Consider the following 17,561-nt stretch of genomic DNA (forward strand, 5'->3'; position numbering starts at 1 on the left):
TCCCCCACGACGAACCGCCGACGCGTCGCCTCAACCGATGCCCTGCCGGTCCGGCCGGAGGGCGAAGGCACGGTCCGCGGGCGCCGGAGTGTGGCGCTCGACGGCCTGCGCGAGCAGCGCCCGATGCCGCAGCAACGGTGCCCGCCGTTCCTCGGGGGCGAGAAGGGCCAGATCGTCGAGCCCGGCCAGCAGACGCCGTGTGACCTGCGGGCTCCCCACGGCGCAGCCCCGGATCTCGGTGAACCCCAGATCCACCAGATCGGTCCAGCCCGGCACCGGCTGCACCAGCCGCACCTTGCCCCGCCGGTCCCGGTGCAGCGACGCGTCCAGCGGGCGCCGGGACACCGCGGCGAGGAACTGCACGATCCGGTCCAGGGCCTGTACGGCGGTCGTCGGGTCGTTGACCGCGGGGGAGAGGGCCCGCAGCGCGATGTCGGACAGTTGGCGCAGCCCGAAGCCGAGGTCCTGGTGGAAGGTCCGCTCCACCCCCACGGACACCGTGTAGCGCAGGGCACGCCGGGGCGGCGTCCGGCCGCCGTGGACCGCCAGGACGGGCGTCCCCGGGACGACGAAGTCCCCGATCCGGGGGATCAGCCGCAGCACGACCTCGTGCTGCCGGGCCGTGCGCACCAGCCGCGCGATGTTCACGTCCCGCAGCACCCCGGCCCGCCCGTCGTGCGCGATCCATCCGGTCACCGGCCCCAGCGCCCCCTCGTCCGCGGACGTACCCACCGGCATCGTCGCGGCGACCCGGAAGGACTCGCCGACGATCCGGTCGATCACGTGACTGATCCTCATCAGCCCCAGCGTCGAGTTCACGTACATCACGAACAGCAGCAGGCTCAGCCCCACCATCGCGACGGTGACGCCCGACTGCACCAGCGGGACCGAGGTGACGCGCCGGGGGTCATCTTCGCTGCCGTACGCCGTCAGGACGAGCAGCGTCAGCACGAAGGTCGCCAGGAACACGGCGAACGTGGCCTTGGTGATCCGGCTCCGTACGAAGATCCGTACCACTCGGGGACTGAACTGGCCGCTCGCCATCTGCACGGCGACCAGCGAGATGCTGAAGACCACGCCGATGAAGGTCATCATCGCGGAGCTCACCGTGGTCACCACGGTTCTCGCGTCGTTGGCGAACTTCAGCAGCTCCTCGATCGTGTCGTACTCGTGCTCGTCCTGAAGGGCCCTGACGAGTGCGGCGTCGATCTCCGACGCCACCGCCCACACGACGACGACGCACAGCATGGCCGCGGCGGGCGCGAACCAGAACGTGTCCCGCAGATGTTCCCTGAGCGGAGACAGCGCCCGTGGTCGGCGTCCCGCTGCCGGGCCGTGCGTAACCATCCAGTCGCTCATGGTGAGACCTTAGGGTCACCGCCGCCGCCCGTCCGGGAGCGCCGCTCGCGCGACGGAAACGCAGGTGAAAGGCACTCCGAAAGCTTGGTATTGTTGTCCATGTCGCCGCGGGGAACACCCCCGTCCAGGCGACGGACACCTGGTCCGGGTGGCGGAATGGCAGACGCGCTAGCTTGAGGTGCTAGTGCCCTTTATCGGGCGTGGGGGTTCAAGTCCCCCCTCGGACACAAGCAACAGTCACTGACGTTACGCAGACGAGGACCCCGGCCTTACGGTCGGGGTCCTCGTCGCATGTCGCATGGATCAGTGATCATTCTTCGGATTGCTGCGCCTCGACGACCCCCACCGTCGTCGCATCCGAGCCGTCCGGCGCCGAGGCCACGACCGTCGCGCCCGCCCCATTTGTTGCCATCCGGCCCGGTCGGACATCGAACGCGCAGGCCTCCCCCGCGACCAACGTGCCGCACCGCACCGGCTCACCGTCTCCCCGGGACGGACGGGCCGTCAGGAACCCGTCGCGGAACGGCACGAACACCCCGGCCAGCCGCCCGCCCTCCAGCCGGGGGAGTCGTGACCAGAAGCCCCAGGGGGTCGCCGCCTCGACCGGGCCTGCGGTCGCGCCCACCCCGATCTCCATGGTCAGCCGCGTCGACTGCCCGGGAGTAAGGTCCTGAAGGGGGCCCAACGTCTCGCACTCCACGACCCGGTCCAGGGGACGCAAGCCCCCCAAGTGCTCCAGAGGTGCGTCCAGCGGATGCTCCAGCCACACCTCGACCCGCGAGTCGGCGTCGGGGTAACGGGCCGCGGGGGACACCTCGAACCGCTGGGTCAGCGTGCCCTGCGGAGCGACGTGCGCCAGCCACCCGGCGGCGTCGGGGAAGCCCACCTTGCCGACCACGTCCTGGTGCGGGACGTGCAGCGTGCCACGGCCGGTGCGGTGCACGTGCGGGCGGCCGGTGCCCGCGATCAGATCGACCGTCTCCGGACGCCCCGAACCGGCGGTTCCCACGTAGACACCGCCCGCGGGGTAGGACCCCGGAGCCGTGCCGGCCAGCTGGGTCACGTTCCACACCGCCCACCGGCGGGGCCGGTCCGACTCGTTGGTCAAGGTGTTCTCGAGCGTGAAGACCGTCCGCCCCGCGGTGACCTCGACGCGGCGCTCGACGCACAGCCCCGTCCGTGGCTCGACTCCGCTGGTCATGACCGCCTGGGCGGTTCGCCCCCGGACCGTGAGCCGCAGCTCGTACGGACCTGAGTCCAGGACCGGGTCCGGCGGGCCCGCCCACTGGTCGGGCCCGTCCCAGCCCTGCGGTGCGGGCCAGGTCTTGTCGCCGCCCCAGTTCAGCCAGGCCGACATCGGACCGTCGTGCGGGACCGGCCGGACACCGGGGCGCGGGCGCAGACCGGCGTCCAGCAACCGTCCGTTGCGGTACAGGAATTCGCGGCCGTGCAGCGTCAACGACAGGAGCCGGCCGCCGAGCGCCGGCACGACGGTGACCTGTATCGCTCCGGCGTCGAGGCGGACCAGTTCATAGGGGCCGACCGTGCTGCGGACCGCCTCCACCCCGTCTCCGCGCAGCGCCTGGTCGTTCGTCCGCTCAGTCATCGAGATCCGGCACCAGGACGACCTTGCCGCGACCGGCACCGGCCGCGAGCCGGAACGCCGTGTCCGCGTCGGAGAGGGCGAACCGGTCGCTGACCACGCTCTCCGGTCGCATCCCCCAACGCACCAGGCTGCGCGCCAGCTCCGACATGGCGGGCAGAGAGGTCACCCAGGACGCGTAGATCGTCACCTGCTTGTGCAGCAACGGATCCGACACTTCGGTCTCCAGCATGCCGCCTTCTCCCACCAGCGACAGCCGGCCCCACTCGGCGATGTGCTCGATGGCCGTGGAACGCCCCGGGCGGCTTCCCGAGCAGTCGATCGCGGTACTCGCGCCCCGGCCGCCGGTCAGCTCCGCGACGACCGGGCCGGCCTCCTCGGGCGCCACGGTGGCGTCGAACACGCCGAGGCCGTCCGCCCACGCACGCCGTTCCTCGGACAGCTCGACCCCGATGACGCGCCGGGCGCCGCGGCCGCGGCCGATCATGCCGGCGGCCAGCCCGACCGGTCCCAGGCCCACCACCAGCAGGTCGTCGTCGCCGCTGACGTCGATCCGGCGGATCCCCTCGTAGGCGGTGCCGAAGCCGCAGGCGATCAGCGCGCCGTCGACGAAGCTCAGCTCATCCGGGAGCGGGATCAGCGTCGACTCGTCGGCGACGAGGTAGTCGGCGGCGGCGCCGTCGCGCTGCCAGCCGTAGGCGGCCCGCTCCGGGGAGCCGCAGTTGATGAAGTAACCGCGGCGGCAGGCGTCGCACCGGCCGCAGCCGGCGATGTGGTACACCACCACCCGGTCACCGACACCGAACGCGCGCACTCCGGGTCCGATGGCCACCACGGTCCCCGACGGTTCATGACTGGCGATCACACCGCGGTAGGCGGGACCCTCGACGCCCCGGTGCGTCTTGTGCTCCCGGTAGATGTAGCCGATGTCGCTGCCGCAGATGCCGGCCGCGCCGACCCGTAGCAGGACCTGCCCCGGGCCGGGCTCCGGCACCCCGACGGAGCGCACCGCGGCGGTGCTGTCCCCGGGGAGATAGACGCCGCGCATCTCGGCGGGCAGAGAGGGTGAGGTGGGGGTGCTCATGACGATCCCTGAAGGTGTGGCGGACGTACGGAAGTACGGGAGAACGGACGGCTGTTCATGACACGCGCATGGTGTTCCCCCGCCTGCTGATGATCACGTTGGCGAGGACCGCGGCGACGATGATGGCGCCGCGTACGACGTTCTGCAGGAAGGGGTTGACGCCCAGCAGCACCAGGCCGTTGGCGATCACGCTGATGAAGATGACGCCGAGCATCGTCCCGATCAGACTCCCGCGCCCACCGGCCAGGGCCGTGCCGCCGATGACCACGGCGGCGATCACGTCGAACTCCAGCCCGGCGGCGGCGCCGCCGTTGCCCGAACCCAGCCGGGCGGCCAGGAGAATGCCGGTCAGCGCGGCCAGCACGCCGGTCGTGGCGAACAGCAGGACCCTGATGCGCCGGATCGGGATGCCGGCCAGTTGAGCGGCCGCGGCATTGCCGCCCGTCGCGTAGACGGAACGACCGTAGGCGGTGCGGCGGGCTATGAACCAGAAGACGAAGAAGAGCACGATGAAGACGACCGCCGGAGTGGGCACTCCCAACACCTTGCCGCCGAGGCTGTCGACGAAGGAGGAGGCGGGCAGCGGGACGGGCAGCGCGTCCGTCGCATACAGGGCGAGGCCGCCGAGCGCGCTCCACAACCCGAGCGTGGCGATGAAGGAGGGCACCGCGAACCGGGCCCGCAACCACCCGGCGAAGGCCCCCCACAAGATGCCCGCCACCAGGGTGAGAACCAGGGCCCCGGCGATGCCCAGATCCCAGTCCGAGGCTCCCTTGGCGAAGATGACCGACGCGAAGGCCACGGCCGGGCCGACACTGATGTCGATCTCCCCGGCGATGATCACCAAGGTCACTCCGAGCGCGGGAATGCCCACGCTCGCGGCGTCGCGGAGGATGCCCAACTGGTTCTCGGTGTCGAGGAACCCCCCGGCACTGGCGCTCAACGCGACGTACAGCACGACGATGGCGGCGAGCAGCCCCAGCTCGTTGAGGTGGAGCAGGTGCCGGGAGGCCGCGGCGCCCTTGGCGGAGGACCCGTCGGGCTTGTGGGTCACAACGGTCGAAGTAGACATGGGTTCCTCACACTTCCACTGCCATGGTGGCGGCCATGATGTTGTCCAGGGTGATGTGGGGGGCGGTGAACTCGCGGTTGATCCGCCCCCCTTGCAGCGTCACGACGCGGTCGCACACCAGGGGCAGCTCCTCCAGCTCGCCGGAGACGAAGACCACGGCTGCTCCGTTGCCGGCCAGTTCGCGGACCAACCGGTAGATCTGCTGCTTCGCCTCGACGTCGACGCCGCGGGTCGGCTCGTCGAGCAGGAGGATGCGGCTGCGGGCGTGCAGCCACCGTCCGATCACGACTTTCTGCTGGTTGCCACCGCTGAGGTTGACGATCGGCGTGGAGAGCCGGGGCGTCTTCACCGACAGTCGCTCCACCAGGTCGTGTCCGGCGCGCTCGGCCAGGGCGGGCGAGATGCTGCCGCGCCGGCTGACACCTCCGAACCACGACATCGTCATGTTCTCCCCCACGCCAAGCATCGGGACGATGCCCGCCCCCTTGCGGTCCTCCGGGGTCATGCCCAGGCCGTGTCTCTTCATCGCCGCGGCCGTGGGCCGGGCGACTCGGGTCCCGTCCACCTCGATCACCCGCTGCGCCCGGGGCTCGAATCCGGCGATGGCGCGCAGCAGTTCGCTGCGCCCGGAGCCGAGCAGGCCGCCGATGCCGAGCACTTCGCCGGCGTAGAGGTCGAAGTCGACCCCGTGCAGTTTCGGCGGCAGTTCCAGGCCGCGCACGGACAGCAGCGGGGTGCGGGCCCGGTCCACCGTCCGGGGTTCCAGCGCTGCGGCCTCCTTGACGGTGGTGCCCAGCATCAGGGCGACGATCTGCGCCGTCGTCGCGTCCCGCACGTCGACGGTGTCGATGACCCGCCCGTCCCGCACGACGGTGACGCTCCCGGCGACCTGGCGGATCTCGTCCAGCCGGTGGCTGACGTAGATGACCGCCACACCCGAGTCGGCGATCCTGCGCACGGCCGACAGCACCGTGTGGGCCTCTTCGGCCGCCAGCGCACTGGTGGGTTCGTCCAGGATGAGCAGCCGGGGGCGGCGGCGCACCGCCCGGGCGATCTCGATCAGTTGTTGCTCCGCCAGCGGCAGCGTGCCCACCAGCGCATCGGGATCGACGGGGACCGCCAGCTCGCCGAGGACCTCGGCGGCCTCGCGTCGCATGCGCCGATAGTCGATCCCGGCGGAGCCGCGCCTGGGCCATGCGTTGAGGAAGAGGTTCTCGGCGACGGTCATCTCGGGCACCAGGCTGAGTTCCTGATACACCGTGGCCACACCGAGTTCGGCCGCGCGGCGTACGCCGCCGTCGCCCAGCGGCTCTTCGCCGATGACCACCCCACCGGCGTCGGGCGTCTCGACCCCGGACAGCAGGCGGATGAGGGTGGACTTGCCGGCGCCGTTGCGGCCGAGCAGGGCCCGTACCTCGCCACGGTGGATGGTGAAGTCGACGGAGTCGAGGGCGCGGACGCCGGGGTATTCCTTGCACAGCCCGGTCGCGGTCGCCACCGGGGGGCCGGCCGGGCGGCCCGGCGCGGGGTCAGCTGAGGTCATCGGGTCTCCACGTGTGCGGTGGGGAAAGCGGATTCGGTCCTGGCCCCGGCGCGCGGCCGGCCACGGCCCGAGTGCCGGTCACGGCAGGCCGCCGGCAGCCGTGATGGTTACGGCAGGCCGTCAGCGTGCGTGGCGAGCCACTTCCGTGCCTGGCCGGGGGTGGAGTACAGCTCGACCGGTGCCGCGACGATCTGAGAGCTGAGCTTCTCGCCGCTGATCACCTGTGCCGTCGTGTCGGCGGCCATCTTTCCCACGACCCGCCCGGAGATGTCGACATCGGCCTTCAGGATCCGGTTGTCGACCAGCTCGCGGGCCAGGTCGGTGGTCATGTCGCTGCCGAAGACCACGGTCTTGCCGGTGAGGCCGTGCTGGCGGACGGCTCGGACGGCCCCCATCGTCGCGCCGCCGGACTCGCCGTAGAAGGCGTCGAGTCCGTGATGCGCGGTCAGTACCCGCTCGGCGACCTGGACCGCGGAGTCGATGGTCGTGCCCTGCTGGTTGGCGACGATGCGGGCCTGGGGAAGCTGGGCGGACAGTGCCTTCTGGAAGCCGGCCCGGCGCTGTCGGCAGACCTCTACCGTTTCGCAGTTGATGACGCCGATCCGAGGGGCGGTGATGTGGCGGGAGACGAAGTACTCCGCGGCCTTCGCCCCGGCCAGCTCCCCGAACTTGACCGGGTCTCCCAGGATCCAGGCGCTGACGTACTTGCGGGTTGCCTCGTCGGTGAGGCAGGTGTTGTAACAGATCACCTTGACGCCGCTGTTGTGGGCGAGCTTGACCGCGGGGATCGAGGCGGTGGTCGAAACCGGTGACATGACCAGTGCCTTCACACCCGCCGAGCTCACCGTGTCGACGAACCTGCTCTCCTTCGAGGCATCGCCCTGAGCATTGATCTCGAGGATCTGCACGTCCTCGCCCAGTTCCCGCGAGGAGTCCAACATGCCTTTGCGTACGCCCGCGTAGTAACCCTGGGCATCCATGTAGACCAGCCCGACGCGTCCGCCCTCACCCACGCGGCCGCCGCATCCGGTCGCAGCGATCCCTGTCAGGACCAGTGCGAAGACCCCGATGGCGTTGCGTGCCCGATGCCTGGCCAACTTCATAGCAACACTCCAGACCGAAGGGGGTGACCACCGCAAAGAGTGCAGATCGGGGCACTGCGGCGGGTGCTCCGAGTATGAGCAGCGAGTTTCAGCCACGTCAAGAATAAATACTAATTAATGTTTTTACGTCGGGGTCGTTGGCTCCGCAGATGCCGAAGCGCCGAGGTAGACGCGTGACGCCACCGCTAATTCGGTTGACCGGAGCGGCGCGGTGCGGGCTGAATACCGGACATGGCCGACATCGAGGGCGCGTACGACGATCTGTTCACGGCAGTGCCGAACGCGCTGTCCGACCTGCTGGACGCCGGAGACGTGGGGGGTTCGGTCGCCGTCTTCGTGGACGGCGAGCCGGTGGTGGACGTGTGGGGCGGGTTCGCGGACGCGGACCGTACGGTCCCCTGGCAGCGGGACACGATCGTCAACGTCTATTCCGTGACCAAGACGATGACGGCCCTGTGTGCCCTGATCCTGATCGACCGCGGCGAACTCGACCCGGACGCGCCGGTCGCACGGTACTGGCCGGAGTTCGCCGCGGCGGGCAAGGACAAGGTGCTCGTGAGGCATGTGCTCTCGCACACCGCGGGCCTGCCCGAGCTGGACGGACCACTGATCGCGGCGGACCTCTACGACTGGCCGTCCGTCACGGCGCGCCTCGCCGCCCAGGCACTCCGGTGGGAGCCCGGCACGGCGGCCGGATACCACTCGCTCACCCAGGGATTCCTGGTCGGCGAGGTCGTTCGCCGGATCACCGGCCGGGGAGTCGGTGCGTTCCTCGCCGACGAGGTCACCGGGCCGTTGAGCGCGGACTTCCACATCGGGCTGGCCGCCGAGCACGACCACCGGGTCGCCCTCACGGTCCCGCCTCCGTCGCGGGACGAGGACTACACTGCGAGCGCGCCGGGCGGCGGGCCGGCTCCCAAGGCAGGACAGGGGCTCCGGGTCCGTGACGGCAACAGCGTGGCCTGGCGCCGCGCGGAGATCCCCGCGGCGAGCGGCTTCGGCAACGCCCGCTCCGTCGCGCTCGTACAGTCGGTGATGGCGTGCGGGGGAACCCTGCGTGGTGTTTCGCTGCTGTCGGCGTCGGGCTGCGAACGCGCGTGGCAGGAACAGTTCGCGGGGGAGGACCGCTCTCTGGGTATGCCGGTGCGCTGGGGTCTGGGGTACGGCCTGTTCGGCACCACCTACGGCTGGGGCGGCTGGGGCGGCTCGCTCGTCATGATCGAACCCGAGTCCAGGATGACGGTGGCGTACGTGACGAACCAGATGCGCGAACCGGAGGACGACACCCGGGGTCTGGACATGCTGATGGCCGCCTATGACGGACTCCAGGGCCTGCGCGCCTGACGTGTGCTTTCCAGTCCACGACACCCTTCGCGATCGGACGATCGGTGACGATCAGTAGGCTCGTGGGTGTGGACGACATCCGGGTGGTGCTGATCGGCGGGACGTCGAACGTCGGCAAGTCGACCGTCGCCCAGGCAGTGGCGGGACGGCTCGGGTTCGCGTACAGGTCCACGGACCTGCTGGCCCGGCATCCCGGCCGCCCCTGGCGGACGCCGGAGCGGGAGGTGCCGCCGCACGTGGCCGAGCACTACCGGTCCCTCGACGTCGATGAACTGATCGTGTCGGTCCTCGATCATTACGAGCGGCTGTGGCCCCGCATCGAGGACCTGATCACGCTCCACGCGGCCGGAACGGGTTCAGGAACGGGCCTGGTTCTGGAGGGTTCGGCGCTGTGGCCCTCCCGTGTCGCCGAGGTGACGGTCCCACGGGCGGCAGCCGTCTGGCTCACCGCCGACTCCGCCGTCGTACGCGAGCGTGTGCACAGGTCCGGCCACTACGCGACCGCGACGGCGGAGGAACGGCATCTGATGGACAAGTTCCTTGCCCGCACGGAGCGTTACCAGACCCTCATGACCCAGTCCGTGGACCGCCTGGGCCTGCACCGCGTCGACGCGGGCCTCGGACGGTCGGTCGCGGAGCTGACGGACGCGGTGCTGGCGGCCGTAGGGGGCGGTTGACGCCAGGAATGCGGGGGAGGCCGGAGCGCGGAGAAAATACCGCGCTTCATCCCTCCCCGGTTCCCTACACTCGTCACGGATCACGCACCGCCCACCACATCGGGCCCGCGTGCGCAGACGAGGCAGACCAGCGAGGGGAGACCGGCCGTGTGCTACCGCACCGCTGTTGTCGTTCCCCTCTCCCTCCACGAGGTGATCCTCGTGTCTTCGTCCGTCCGGTGCCCGCTGCGCGGCCGGCATCGGATGCCCGTGACGACCATCTGACCGACACCATCAACGCCTGTGAAAGCAGCTTGTGTTGACGGTCGGTCACGGCACGCCTCGACGTGCCGTCACAGACACGCCGTACGGGAATCGCGCCGCCCTGTCACATCTCGTCCGAAAGGCCCCGGGCCGTGCGCACCAACCTCAACGCCCTCACCGTCGTCCGCAACCTCGGCATCCTCGCCCACGTCGACGCCGGCAAGACCACCGTCACCGAGCGGATCCTGTACGCCACCGGCACCACCCACCGGCGCGGCGAGGTCCACGACGGCACGACCGTCACCGACTTCGACCCGCAGGAGCGCGATCGGGGCATCACGATCTTCGCCGCGGCCGTGAGCTGTGCCTGGGACGGTCACCGGATCAACCTGATCGACACCCCGGGCCACGTCGACTTCGCCGACGAGGTGGAGCGTTCGCTGCGGGTCCTGGACGGCGCGGTCGCGGTGTTCGACGCCGTCGCGGGCGTGGAGCCGCAGAGCGAGTCGGTGTGGCGGCAGGCCGACCGGTACGGCGTACCGAGGATCGCCTTCGTCAACAAGCTGGACCGGGCGGGCGCCGACCTCGACACGGCCGTCGCCTCGATCCGGGAGCGGCTGCACCCGGCCCCGCTCGTCGTGCAGGTGCCCATCGGCGCGGAGGACGGGTTCACCGGTGTCGTCGACCTGCTCCGGATGCGCGCGCTGACCTGGGACGGAGATGGTGACACGGCCACCGATGGGCCGGTTCCGGACGCCCTGCACGAGGAGGCGCTACGGCGACGCCGGCTCCTGGAGGAGGCTGTCGCCGAACGCCATCCGGCCGCGCTGGAGGAGTTCTGCGACCGGGAGACGCTCTCCGCCGCGACTCTCACCGCAGCCCTGCGGGACCTCACCCGCAGCGGCGACGGCGTTGTCGTGTTGTGCGGCTCGGCCTACCGCAACCGGGGGATCGAACCGCTGCTCGACGCCGTGGTGGCGTATCTGCCGTCCCCGCTTGACGTGCCCGCCGTGCGCGGCACGCTCGACGGAACGGAGCAGGAGCGGGCCGCGGATCCGCACGCGCCGTTCGCTGCACTGGCGTTCAAGGTGCACGCCACCGCGACGGGACGGCTGACCTACCTACGCGTGTACTCGGGAACGATCGGAAAGGGGGACACGGTGCTGGACGCGAGCGCGGGGCGGACCGAGCGGATCGGGCGGATCCTGCGGGTGCGTGCCGACCGGCACGCCCAGGTGGACCGGGCGATCGCCGGGGACATCGTCGCCGTGGTCGGGCTGAAGTCGGCCCGGGCCGGCTCGACCCTGTGCGCGCCGGGTGCTCCGCTGGTCCTGGAACCGCCGACCGTGGCCGATCCGGTCGTCTCGGTGGCGGTCGAGGCCCGGGGGCCCGCCGACACGGACCGGCTGGCGTCGGCGCTGGCGCGGCTGGTCGAGGAGGACCCGTCGCTGGTGGTCCGCACCGACCCGGAGACCGGCCAGACGGTGCTGTCCGGCATGGGTGAACTGCATCTGGAGGTCGCGGTGGAGAAGGTGCGGCGCGACCACGGGCTCGCGGTCGCGCTGGGCCGTCCGGGGGTGTCCTACCGGGAGACGGTCGCCCGAGGGGTGTCCGGTCTGGTCCACCGGCACGTCAAACAGGACGGCGGTGCGGGGCAGTTCGCGCAGGTCGTCATCGATGTGGAGCCGCTGGAGGAGATCATGGGCTTCGAGTTCCGTTCGACGGTCGTCGGCGGGCGGGTGCCGCAGGAGTACGTCCGCGCGGTCGAGGCCGGCTGCCGGGACGCCCTCGCCGAGGGGCCGCTCGGCGGGCATCCGGTGACCGGGCTGCGGGTCACCCTCACCGACGGGGCGACCCATGTGAAGGACTCCTCGGACATGGCGTTCCGTACCGCGGGCCGCTTCGCCCTGAGGGAAGCACTGAGCGCCTCGACGATGACCCTGCTGGAACCGGTCGTCGAGGTCACGGTCACCGTCCCCGAGGATGCCGTCGGCACCGTCCTCGGCGACCTGGCCGCACGCCGTGGCCGCGTCTCGGGCTCGGTCACGCGGGCGGGCGCCGCGGTGGTCACCGCCACCGTGCCGCTGGCCGAACTCTTCGGCTACGCGACCCGGTTGCGCAGCCGAACCCAGGGCCGCGGCACCTTCACGACCCGCCCGACCGGTTACGCCCCGGCGCCGGCCGCGACGCCGACGCGATAACGGCGTCGGGCGGGACCAGCGGTAGGGCCTCATCCGGGCGGGGCGGCCCCACCCCATCCGGGCGGGGCCGCCACCTCGGGCGCTGTCACGGAAACGAGACCACCTCGGACGGCACCGTCGATGCCCTCGAAGTCGGCGCAAAAAGGTTCTCCGGCACACCGAACCTCTCCCGGGCATCGCGCATCTTCAGGTGCGTAGGCGCGCACTGACCTCGCGCGCCGATTCGTATTCGAGGGGAACCTGAAACTTCATGAAGAGCAAGCTCACCGCCGTGGCTCTTGCGGCCGTTGTCGTCGCGGGCACTGCCGCTGCCGCCGTCCCGGCCTCGGCCGCTTCCGCCAAGGCCGAGCCGACCCGCTGCCACACCGCCGATCTGAAGGCCGGCTTCGCCACGGGGGGTGACGCGAAGCCGGAGATGGGGCAGACCGAGAGGCAGACCCAGGCGTACATCTGGTTCACCAACCAGAGCGAACGCACCTGCACCCTGACCGGGTTCGCCGGTGTCGACATGGTCGGCGCTCAGGCGACCGACGGTACCTGGTCGCTGGTGCGCTCCTCCAAGGCGCCCGTAAGGATGATCCTGGAGCGTGGGGACACGGTGGACTTCAGCATCAACCTGCTCCCGGTGGCCAATACCACGCCGCAGAAGGAGAAGTTCGTGCCGGCGAAGTTCCTGGTCACCCCGCCGAACGAGACGGAGCACTTCACCCTGAAGTGGCCGTTCGGCGGCCAGATCCTCAAGCAGGACGGCGCCACCCACCCGGCCACCTACCTCAACCCGATCGGGATGTAACCAACTGGACAGCCCCTGAGCGTCCCCCAGCATCGCTGGGAACTGGATGCCGTCGATCAGCTGCCGCCGGTTCCGAACCGGCGGCAGCCCGGGCTTCCCGCCCATCGGTATCCGCAGCTCGGGCGCGGCCCATGGGTCGTCCGTCAGATCTTCACGCACCACGAACCAAGACCATCCCGCAGCCTTGCGCCAAGCGCGCCCCGACAAAGGTGTGCAACCTTCGGGCCGGCTCGGCTGTCTTCCGTGAAGCCGGACATTCATGGACTTGGGGGAACAGGATGAAAAGAAGCAAAGTATGGGTGGCCGCGGCCCTGGTGACCGCCACGCTGGGCGCCGTTGCGGTGCCGAGCGTGGCCGTAGCGGCCCCCGCCCCGCGTGCGGCGGCCGCCTGTCCGACCGGCTGGGGCAGCCTCGACAAGGTGGACTGGTCCAGCACGTCGGGCGAGTACATCACGAATGCCAGGACCGGACGTCAGGACTGCTATGACCGGTTTGTCGTCGACGTTCCGGGTGCGTCCGCCGACCAGCTCGGTTACACCGTGCACTACGTCGACGAACTGGTCCAGGACCCGGCCGGCACCCGCATCCCGGTCAGCGGCGGCGCCATCCTGGAGGTAATCGTCAGGGCGCCCGCCTACGACTCCGGCGCCCCCACCTACCCCGGCCAGGCGGGACAGCCCCTGCCGGGCGTGAACCTCACCGGGTACCGCACCTTCCGCGACGCGAAGTTCGCCGGCTCTTTCGAGGGCCAGTCGCAGTTCGGACTCGGGCTCCGCGCTCGTCTGCCCTTCAGGGTGTTGCAGTTGGACGGGCATCTCGTGGTGGACGTGGCCCACACCTGGTGAGCCAACCACCGCTGACCGGCGCCGCCACATCTGACTGCCAGGCCTGACCGGCCGCCTGGCATACGTGGCGGCGTCACCCGCAGCCCGGCCCTGATGTCAGCAGTCCCTGAACTCAGGCGACTGATTCAGCACCTGCGACCGCACCGACGTGAATCGCCCGTACGTCTCGACGTCCCGTGACTGAGGTCGGAAGGCCGCCACCCGGTGGCAGTTCTGGAAGGCGAGGGCGATGCCGAAGTGGCGTTCCAGGCTGCCGCGGATCGCGTCGCTGGCCAGGGCGCGCAGCAGTTGTCCGCGTTCCCGCTCGGACGGGGGCGGGGTCTGGTTGTCGGTGAACTCCGCGTTTCCGTCGCGGAGTTCGGTGGCGAGGGAGGCGACCAGGTCGTAGGCGTAGGGGAGGGAGGTGCGGACGGTGTCCACGAAGTCCTCCTCGCGGATGTCGCCTTGCTCGGCTTCGGCGAGGAGCTTGGGGGAGACGTCGAGAGACATGGGTGGGCTTCCTGTTCTGTGGGCCTGAGGTCTGGGGTGCCGTGCGGTGAGGGGTCAGGCGAGCGCGGCGGGGCCCGGAACGAAGTCCGGGTCCACCTGGGTGGCGAGGTCGAGGCCGGTGGTCGCGTCCGCCCAGGCCCGCGCGTTGCGCAGGTGGAACTCGACGGCGTGTCCGTGCAGGGCCGCCCAGTCCCGGGGGTGGGAGTCCACGGTCTCCCGGAGGACGTTCAGGGCGTGCCGGTTGGTCGGCTCCAGGGTGTCCAGGCCTGCCTCGGCCCGGCCCTGTTCGGCCGAGCGGACCCAGGGGGAGTGGACGAGGTGGGTGAGGAGGTCGTCGCCGACCTGTTCCTTCAGGAAGAGCAGGTCGTCCTCCCCGGTGACCTTGTTGCCGACCACGGCGATCCGGATGCCGAACTCCTGGGCGTGGTCCCGGTACTGGCGGTAGACCGAGACTCCCTTGCGGGTCGGCTCCGCGACCAGGAAGGTCAGGTCGAAGCGGGTGAACAGGCCGGAGGCGAACGCGTCGGCGCCCGCCGTCATGTCGACGACGACGTACTCGCCGGGACCGTCCACCAGGTGGCTGAGGTAGAGCTCCACCCCACCGAGCTTGGAGTGGTAGCAGGCCACCCCGAGGTCGCTCTCGTCGAACTCGCCCGTCACCATCAGCGGCACCTCGCCCGCGCGCCGGACGTGCCGCGTGTGCACCTCGTCGTCGCCGAGCAACCTCAGCAGACGCGAGCCACGTCCGGGCGGCGTGGTCTTGATCATCGCCTCGCGGGAGGCGATGCGCGGGTTGCCGCCCCGCAGGTAGTCCTTGATCCGGTCCAGGTGGGTGCCCAGGGGCGGGGCGTCCAAGGGGCCGTCGTCGTGGCCGAGTGCCTCGGCCAGGTGCTGGTTGATGTCGCCGTCGATGGCGAGGACCGGTGCGCCGGAGCGCGCCAGGTGCCGGGAGAAGAGCGCGGACAGGGTGGTCTTGCCGCTGCCGCCCTTGCCCACGAACGCGATCCGCACTACCGCACCGTCTTTCGCACCGTCTTTTTGAAAATGGATGTCATGTCGGTAGGTTGTAGGGGTCTCGGGTGACGGGTGTCAAATCGCCTGGGAGTTGCCCGCCGACCATCGACCCCGTGATCACTCCGAAGGCTTAATGCATATGATTGGCAAGTGCGTAACTACTGCATCAGGGCGGCAGGCCCGGACGACCTCGACGGTGCGCGAGCCGTGATGCTCGACACCGTCTACCGCGACTTCGGTACCGGCTACGTGCCCCGCTGGCATCGCGACATCATCGATCCGGCCGCCGCCTACCTCGCCCCGGCCCGCCACACCCTCCTCGTCGCCCTCGACCCGGACGAACACACCGTCGTGGCCACCGCCGCTCTCGACTCCCGCGGCCCCGTCCATCCGCCCAACCCGCGCCACATCGCCGAGCGTTATCCCTCCGGCGCGACCGCGCAGCTTCGCCGGGTGTACGTCCGCCCCGAGCACCGCCGGCGCGGCCTGGCCCGACGCCTGGTCGACGAACTGCTCGTCTTCGCCGCCGCGGACGGCGACTACCGCGCCGTCTATCTGCACACCGACCCGGCGGTCCCGGGTGCCGAACCCTTCTGGCGTTCGCTCGGAAAGGCCGTGCATGACGAGCGTGACGACCCTCGCGGCAGCGGGGTCCTCCACTTCGAGATCCCGATAGGACGGTGAACGGCGTGCGACGCCGCCACATACTCGGTTCCCTGCTGTTCGCCCCGCTCCTCACCGCCTGCTTCGCCTCCTCCGGCGGTGACTCCTCGGGCGACTCCTCGGGCGGCGCGAAGGACGGCTCCCGGCTGCGGGCCGCGCTCGCGTTCCCGCCGACCGAGAACCTCTCGCCGTACGGCGCCGACGCCACCATCCTCAGCCGCCTCGGCGTCACCGAGGGTCTGACCGCGCTGGACGCCAACGGCGTCGCCGCCCCGGCGCTCGCCGCCTCCTGGCGCCGCGAGGGCGACCGCACCTGGCTGTTCACCCTGCGCGAGGCCACCTTCCAGGACGGCTCGGACGTCACCCCGGCCGCGGTCGCCGACGCGCTGACCCACGCCACCGACGCCAAGCCCGCGCCCGCCGCCCTGTCCGGCGTCACCCTCACCGCCAAGGCCCACGGCGGCACAGGGGTCCGGATCACCACCGGCGCCCCCGACCCCGTACTGCCCCTGCGTCTGTCCAGCCCGAGCCTCGCCGTCCTCTCCTCGAAGGCCTACGACGGCAAGGGCCGCGTCGACCCGGTCGGCACCGCCACCGGCCCCTTCGAACTCACGAAGGTCAGCGGATCCACGTCCGCCACCCTCGACCGCTACGACGACTACTGGGGCGGTCGCGCCCAGGCCTCCGGCGTCGACGTCCGCTTCATCGCCGACGGCACCGCCCGCGCGAGCGCCCTGCGCACCGGCGAGATCGACCTCGCCGAGGCGATCCCCGTCGCGCAGGCCGCCACCCTCGACAAGGCCACCCGCAAGGAGACGGCCACCACCCGCACCACCAGCCTGCTGCTCAACGCGAGGTCGGGCCCCTTCGAGGACCCCGAGGTGCGCGCCGCCGCCCGCCGGGCCGTCGACACCTCCGCCCTCGCGAAGGGCGTCTACGAGGGACACGCCGACCCCGGCGCCGGCATCTACGGACCCGCCGTGACCTGGGCCGAGGGCAAGCGGCAGCAGCCGGTCGGCAGGGCGAGGGCCGCGACCCCCGACGGCACGAGGATCACCCTCGCCACCTACGACAACCGGCCCGAACTCCCCGAGGTCGCGCAGGTGTTGAAGCAGCAGCTGGAGAAGGCCGGGTTCCGGGTCACGCTGGAGGTGCGCGAGTACTCGCGGCTGGAGAGCGACGCCCTGGACGGGAAGTTCGACGCCGTCGTCCTCGCCCGCAACACCCTCGTCGACACCGGCGACCCGCTCGCCGTCCTCGCCAGTGACTACACCTGTGAGGGTGGCTTCGACATCGCCCAGCTCTGCGACCGGGACGTCGACCGGGCCGTGGCGAAAGCCGAGGGCATCGCCGACACCGCCGAACGGCAGGACGCGGCCATGACCGCCGAGGCCGCGATCCTCGGCACCGACGCCGTGGTCCCGCTGGTCCACCAGCGCGTCATCACCGGCGTCGGCACCTCGGTCAGCGGCGTGCTCCTCGACCCGTACGAGCGCACCCTCCTCGGCACCGGAACGCGGCGCTGATC

15 protein-coding genes and 1 tRNA gene are annotated in these 17,561 nt (G+C 70.9%); 8 read left to right on the forward strand and 8 right to left on the reverse strand.

The features are described 5' to 3' along the window. Positions 1-30 precede the first annotated feature (30 nt). Positions 31-1,359: a DUF2254 domain-containing protein gene (locus OHA64_RS39730; protein ID WP_405621772.1), complete on the reverse strand. Its 1,329-nt coding sequence runs from the start codon at positions 1,357-1,359 to the stop codon at positions 31-33. Positions 1,360-1,501: 142 nt separating this feature from the next. Here OHA64_RS39730 and OHA64_RS39735 point away from each other — a divergent pair. Next, positions 1,502-1,586, forward strand: a tRNA-Leu gene (locus tag OHA64_RS39735). Positions 1,587-1,669: 83 nt separating this feature from the next. On the opposite strand, the gene OHA64_RS39740 is transcribed toward OHA64_RS39735, so the two are convergent. The 5 genes from OHA64_RS39740 to OHA64_RS39760 form a co-directional block, all read right to left on the reverse strand. Next, positions 1,670-2,965, reverse strand: a complete 1,296-nt coding sequence (locus OHA64_RS39740) for a DUF4380 domain-containing protein (RefSeq protein ID WP_405621774.1) — start codon at positions 2,963-2,965, stop codon at positions 1,670-1,672. Then, complete coding sequence (locus OHA64_RS39745) at positions 2,958-4,046, reverse strand: zinc-binding dehydrogenase (protein WP_405621776.1); 1,089 nt, start codon at positions 4,044-4,046, stop codon at positions 2,958-2,960. The genes OHA64_RS39740 and OHA64_RS39745 overlap by 8 nt, the downstream gene beginning before the upstream one ends. A 55-nt stretch (positions 4,047-4,101) precedes the next feature. Beyond that, positions 4,102-5,118 (reverse strand): ABC transporter permease, encoded by a 1,017-nt coding sequence (locus OHA64_RS39750; RefSeq protein ID WP_405621778.1) that lies wholly within the window; start codon positions 5,116-5,118, stop codon positions 4,102-4,104. Between the two features lie 7 nt (positions 5,119-5,125). Continuing rightward, a complete protein-coding gene (locus OHA64_RS39755) occupies positions 5,126-6,661 on the reverse strand; it encodes a sugar ABC transporter ATP-binding protein (RefSeq protein ID WP_405621780.1) in 1,536 nt (511 codons plus the stop codon). 107 nt (positions 6,662-6,768) lie between these two features. Beyond that, complete coding sequence (locus OHA64_RS39760; protein ID WP_405621782.1) at positions 6,769-7,764, reverse strand: substrate-binding domain-containing protein; 996 nt, start codon at positions 7,762-7,764, stop codon at positions 6,769-6,771. Positions 7,765-7,995: 231 nt separating this feature from the next. Here OHA64_RS39760 and OHA64_RS39765 point away from each other — a divergent pair, with 231 nt between their 5' ends. The 5 genes from OHA64_RS39765 (at position 7,996) to OHA64_RS39785 (ending at position 13,867) form a co-directional block, all read left to right on the forward strand. Beyond that, entirely contained in the window at positions 7,996-9,108 is a 1,113-nt protein-coding gene (locus tag OHA64_RS39765) for a serine hydrolase domain-containing protein (protein WP_405621784.1), read from the forward strand. A 68-nt stretch (positions 9,109-9,176) separates the two neighbouring features. Then, positions 9,177-9,785, forward strand: a complete 609-nt coding sequence (locus OHA64_RS39770) for a hypothetical protein (protein ID WP_405621786.1) — start codon at positions 9,177-9,179, stop codon at positions 9,783-9,785. A 395-nt stretch (positions 9,786-10,180) separates the two neighbouring features. Further along, positions 10,181-12,229 carry an elongation factor G gene (gene fusA / locus OHA64_RS39775; RefSeq protein ID WP_405621788.1) on the forward strand — a complete coding sequence of 683 codons (2,049 nt, stop codon included), beginning with the start codon at positions 10,181-10,183 and terminating at the stop codon, positions 12,227-12,229. Between the two features lie 250 nt (positions 12,230-12,479). After that, positions 12,480-13,022 carry a DUF4232 domain-containing protein gene (locus OHA64_RS39780; RefSeq protein ID WP_405621790.1) on the forward strand — a complete coding sequence of 181 codons (543 nt, stop codon included), beginning with the start codon at positions 12,480-12,482 and terminating at the stop codon, positions 13,020-13,022. Between the two features lie 278 nt (positions 13,023-13,300). Next, on the forward strand, positions 13,301-13,867 hold the full coding sequence (locus OHA64_RS39785; RefSeq protein WP_405621792.1) for a hypothetical protein: 567 nt from the start codon (positions 13,301-13,303) through the stop codon (positions 13,865-13,867). 96 nt (positions 13,868-13,963) lie between these two features. On the opposite strand, the gene OHA64_RS39790 is transcribed toward OHA64_RS39785, so the two are convergent. Beyond that, on the reverse strand, positions 13,964-14,356 hold the full coding sequence (locus OHA64_RS39790) for an SCO5389 family protein (RefSeq protein WP_405621794.1): 393 nt from the start codon (positions 14,354-14,356) through the stop codon (positions 13,964-13,966). A gap of 54 nt (positions 14,357-14,410) precedes the next feature. Next, on the reverse strand, positions 14,411-15,367 hold the full coding sequence (locus OHA64_RS39795; RefSeq protein ID WP_405621796.1) for an ATP-binding protein: 957 nt from the start codon (positions 15,365-15,367) through the stop codon (positions 14,411-14,413). A 153-nt stretch (positions 15,368-15,520) separates the two neighbouring features. Between OHA64_RS39795 and OHA64_RS39800 the strand changes: the two genes are divergently transcribed. Both OHA64_RS39800 and OHA64_RS39805 read left to right on the forward strand, forming a co-directional pair. Next, entirely contained in the window at positions 15,521-16,054 is a 534-nt protein-coding gene (locus OHA64_RS39800) for a GNAT family N-acetyltransferase (protein ID WP_405621798.1), read from the forward strand. Continuing rightward, entirely contained in the window at positions 16,051-17,559 is a 1,509-nt protein-coding gene (locus OHA64_RS39805) for an ABC transporter substrate-binding protein (protein WP_405621800.1), read from the forward strand. The genes OHA64_RS39800 and OHA64_RS39805 overlap by 4 nt, the downstream gene beginning before the upstream one ends. Positions 17,560-17,561 lie beyond the last annotated feature (2 nt).

It is taken from the genome of Streptomyces sp. NBC_00076 (assembly GCF_045041235.1).
In the GTDB taxonomy this organism is placed as follows: Bacteria; Actinomycetota; Actinomycetes; order Streptomycetales; family Streptomycetaceae; genus Streptomyces.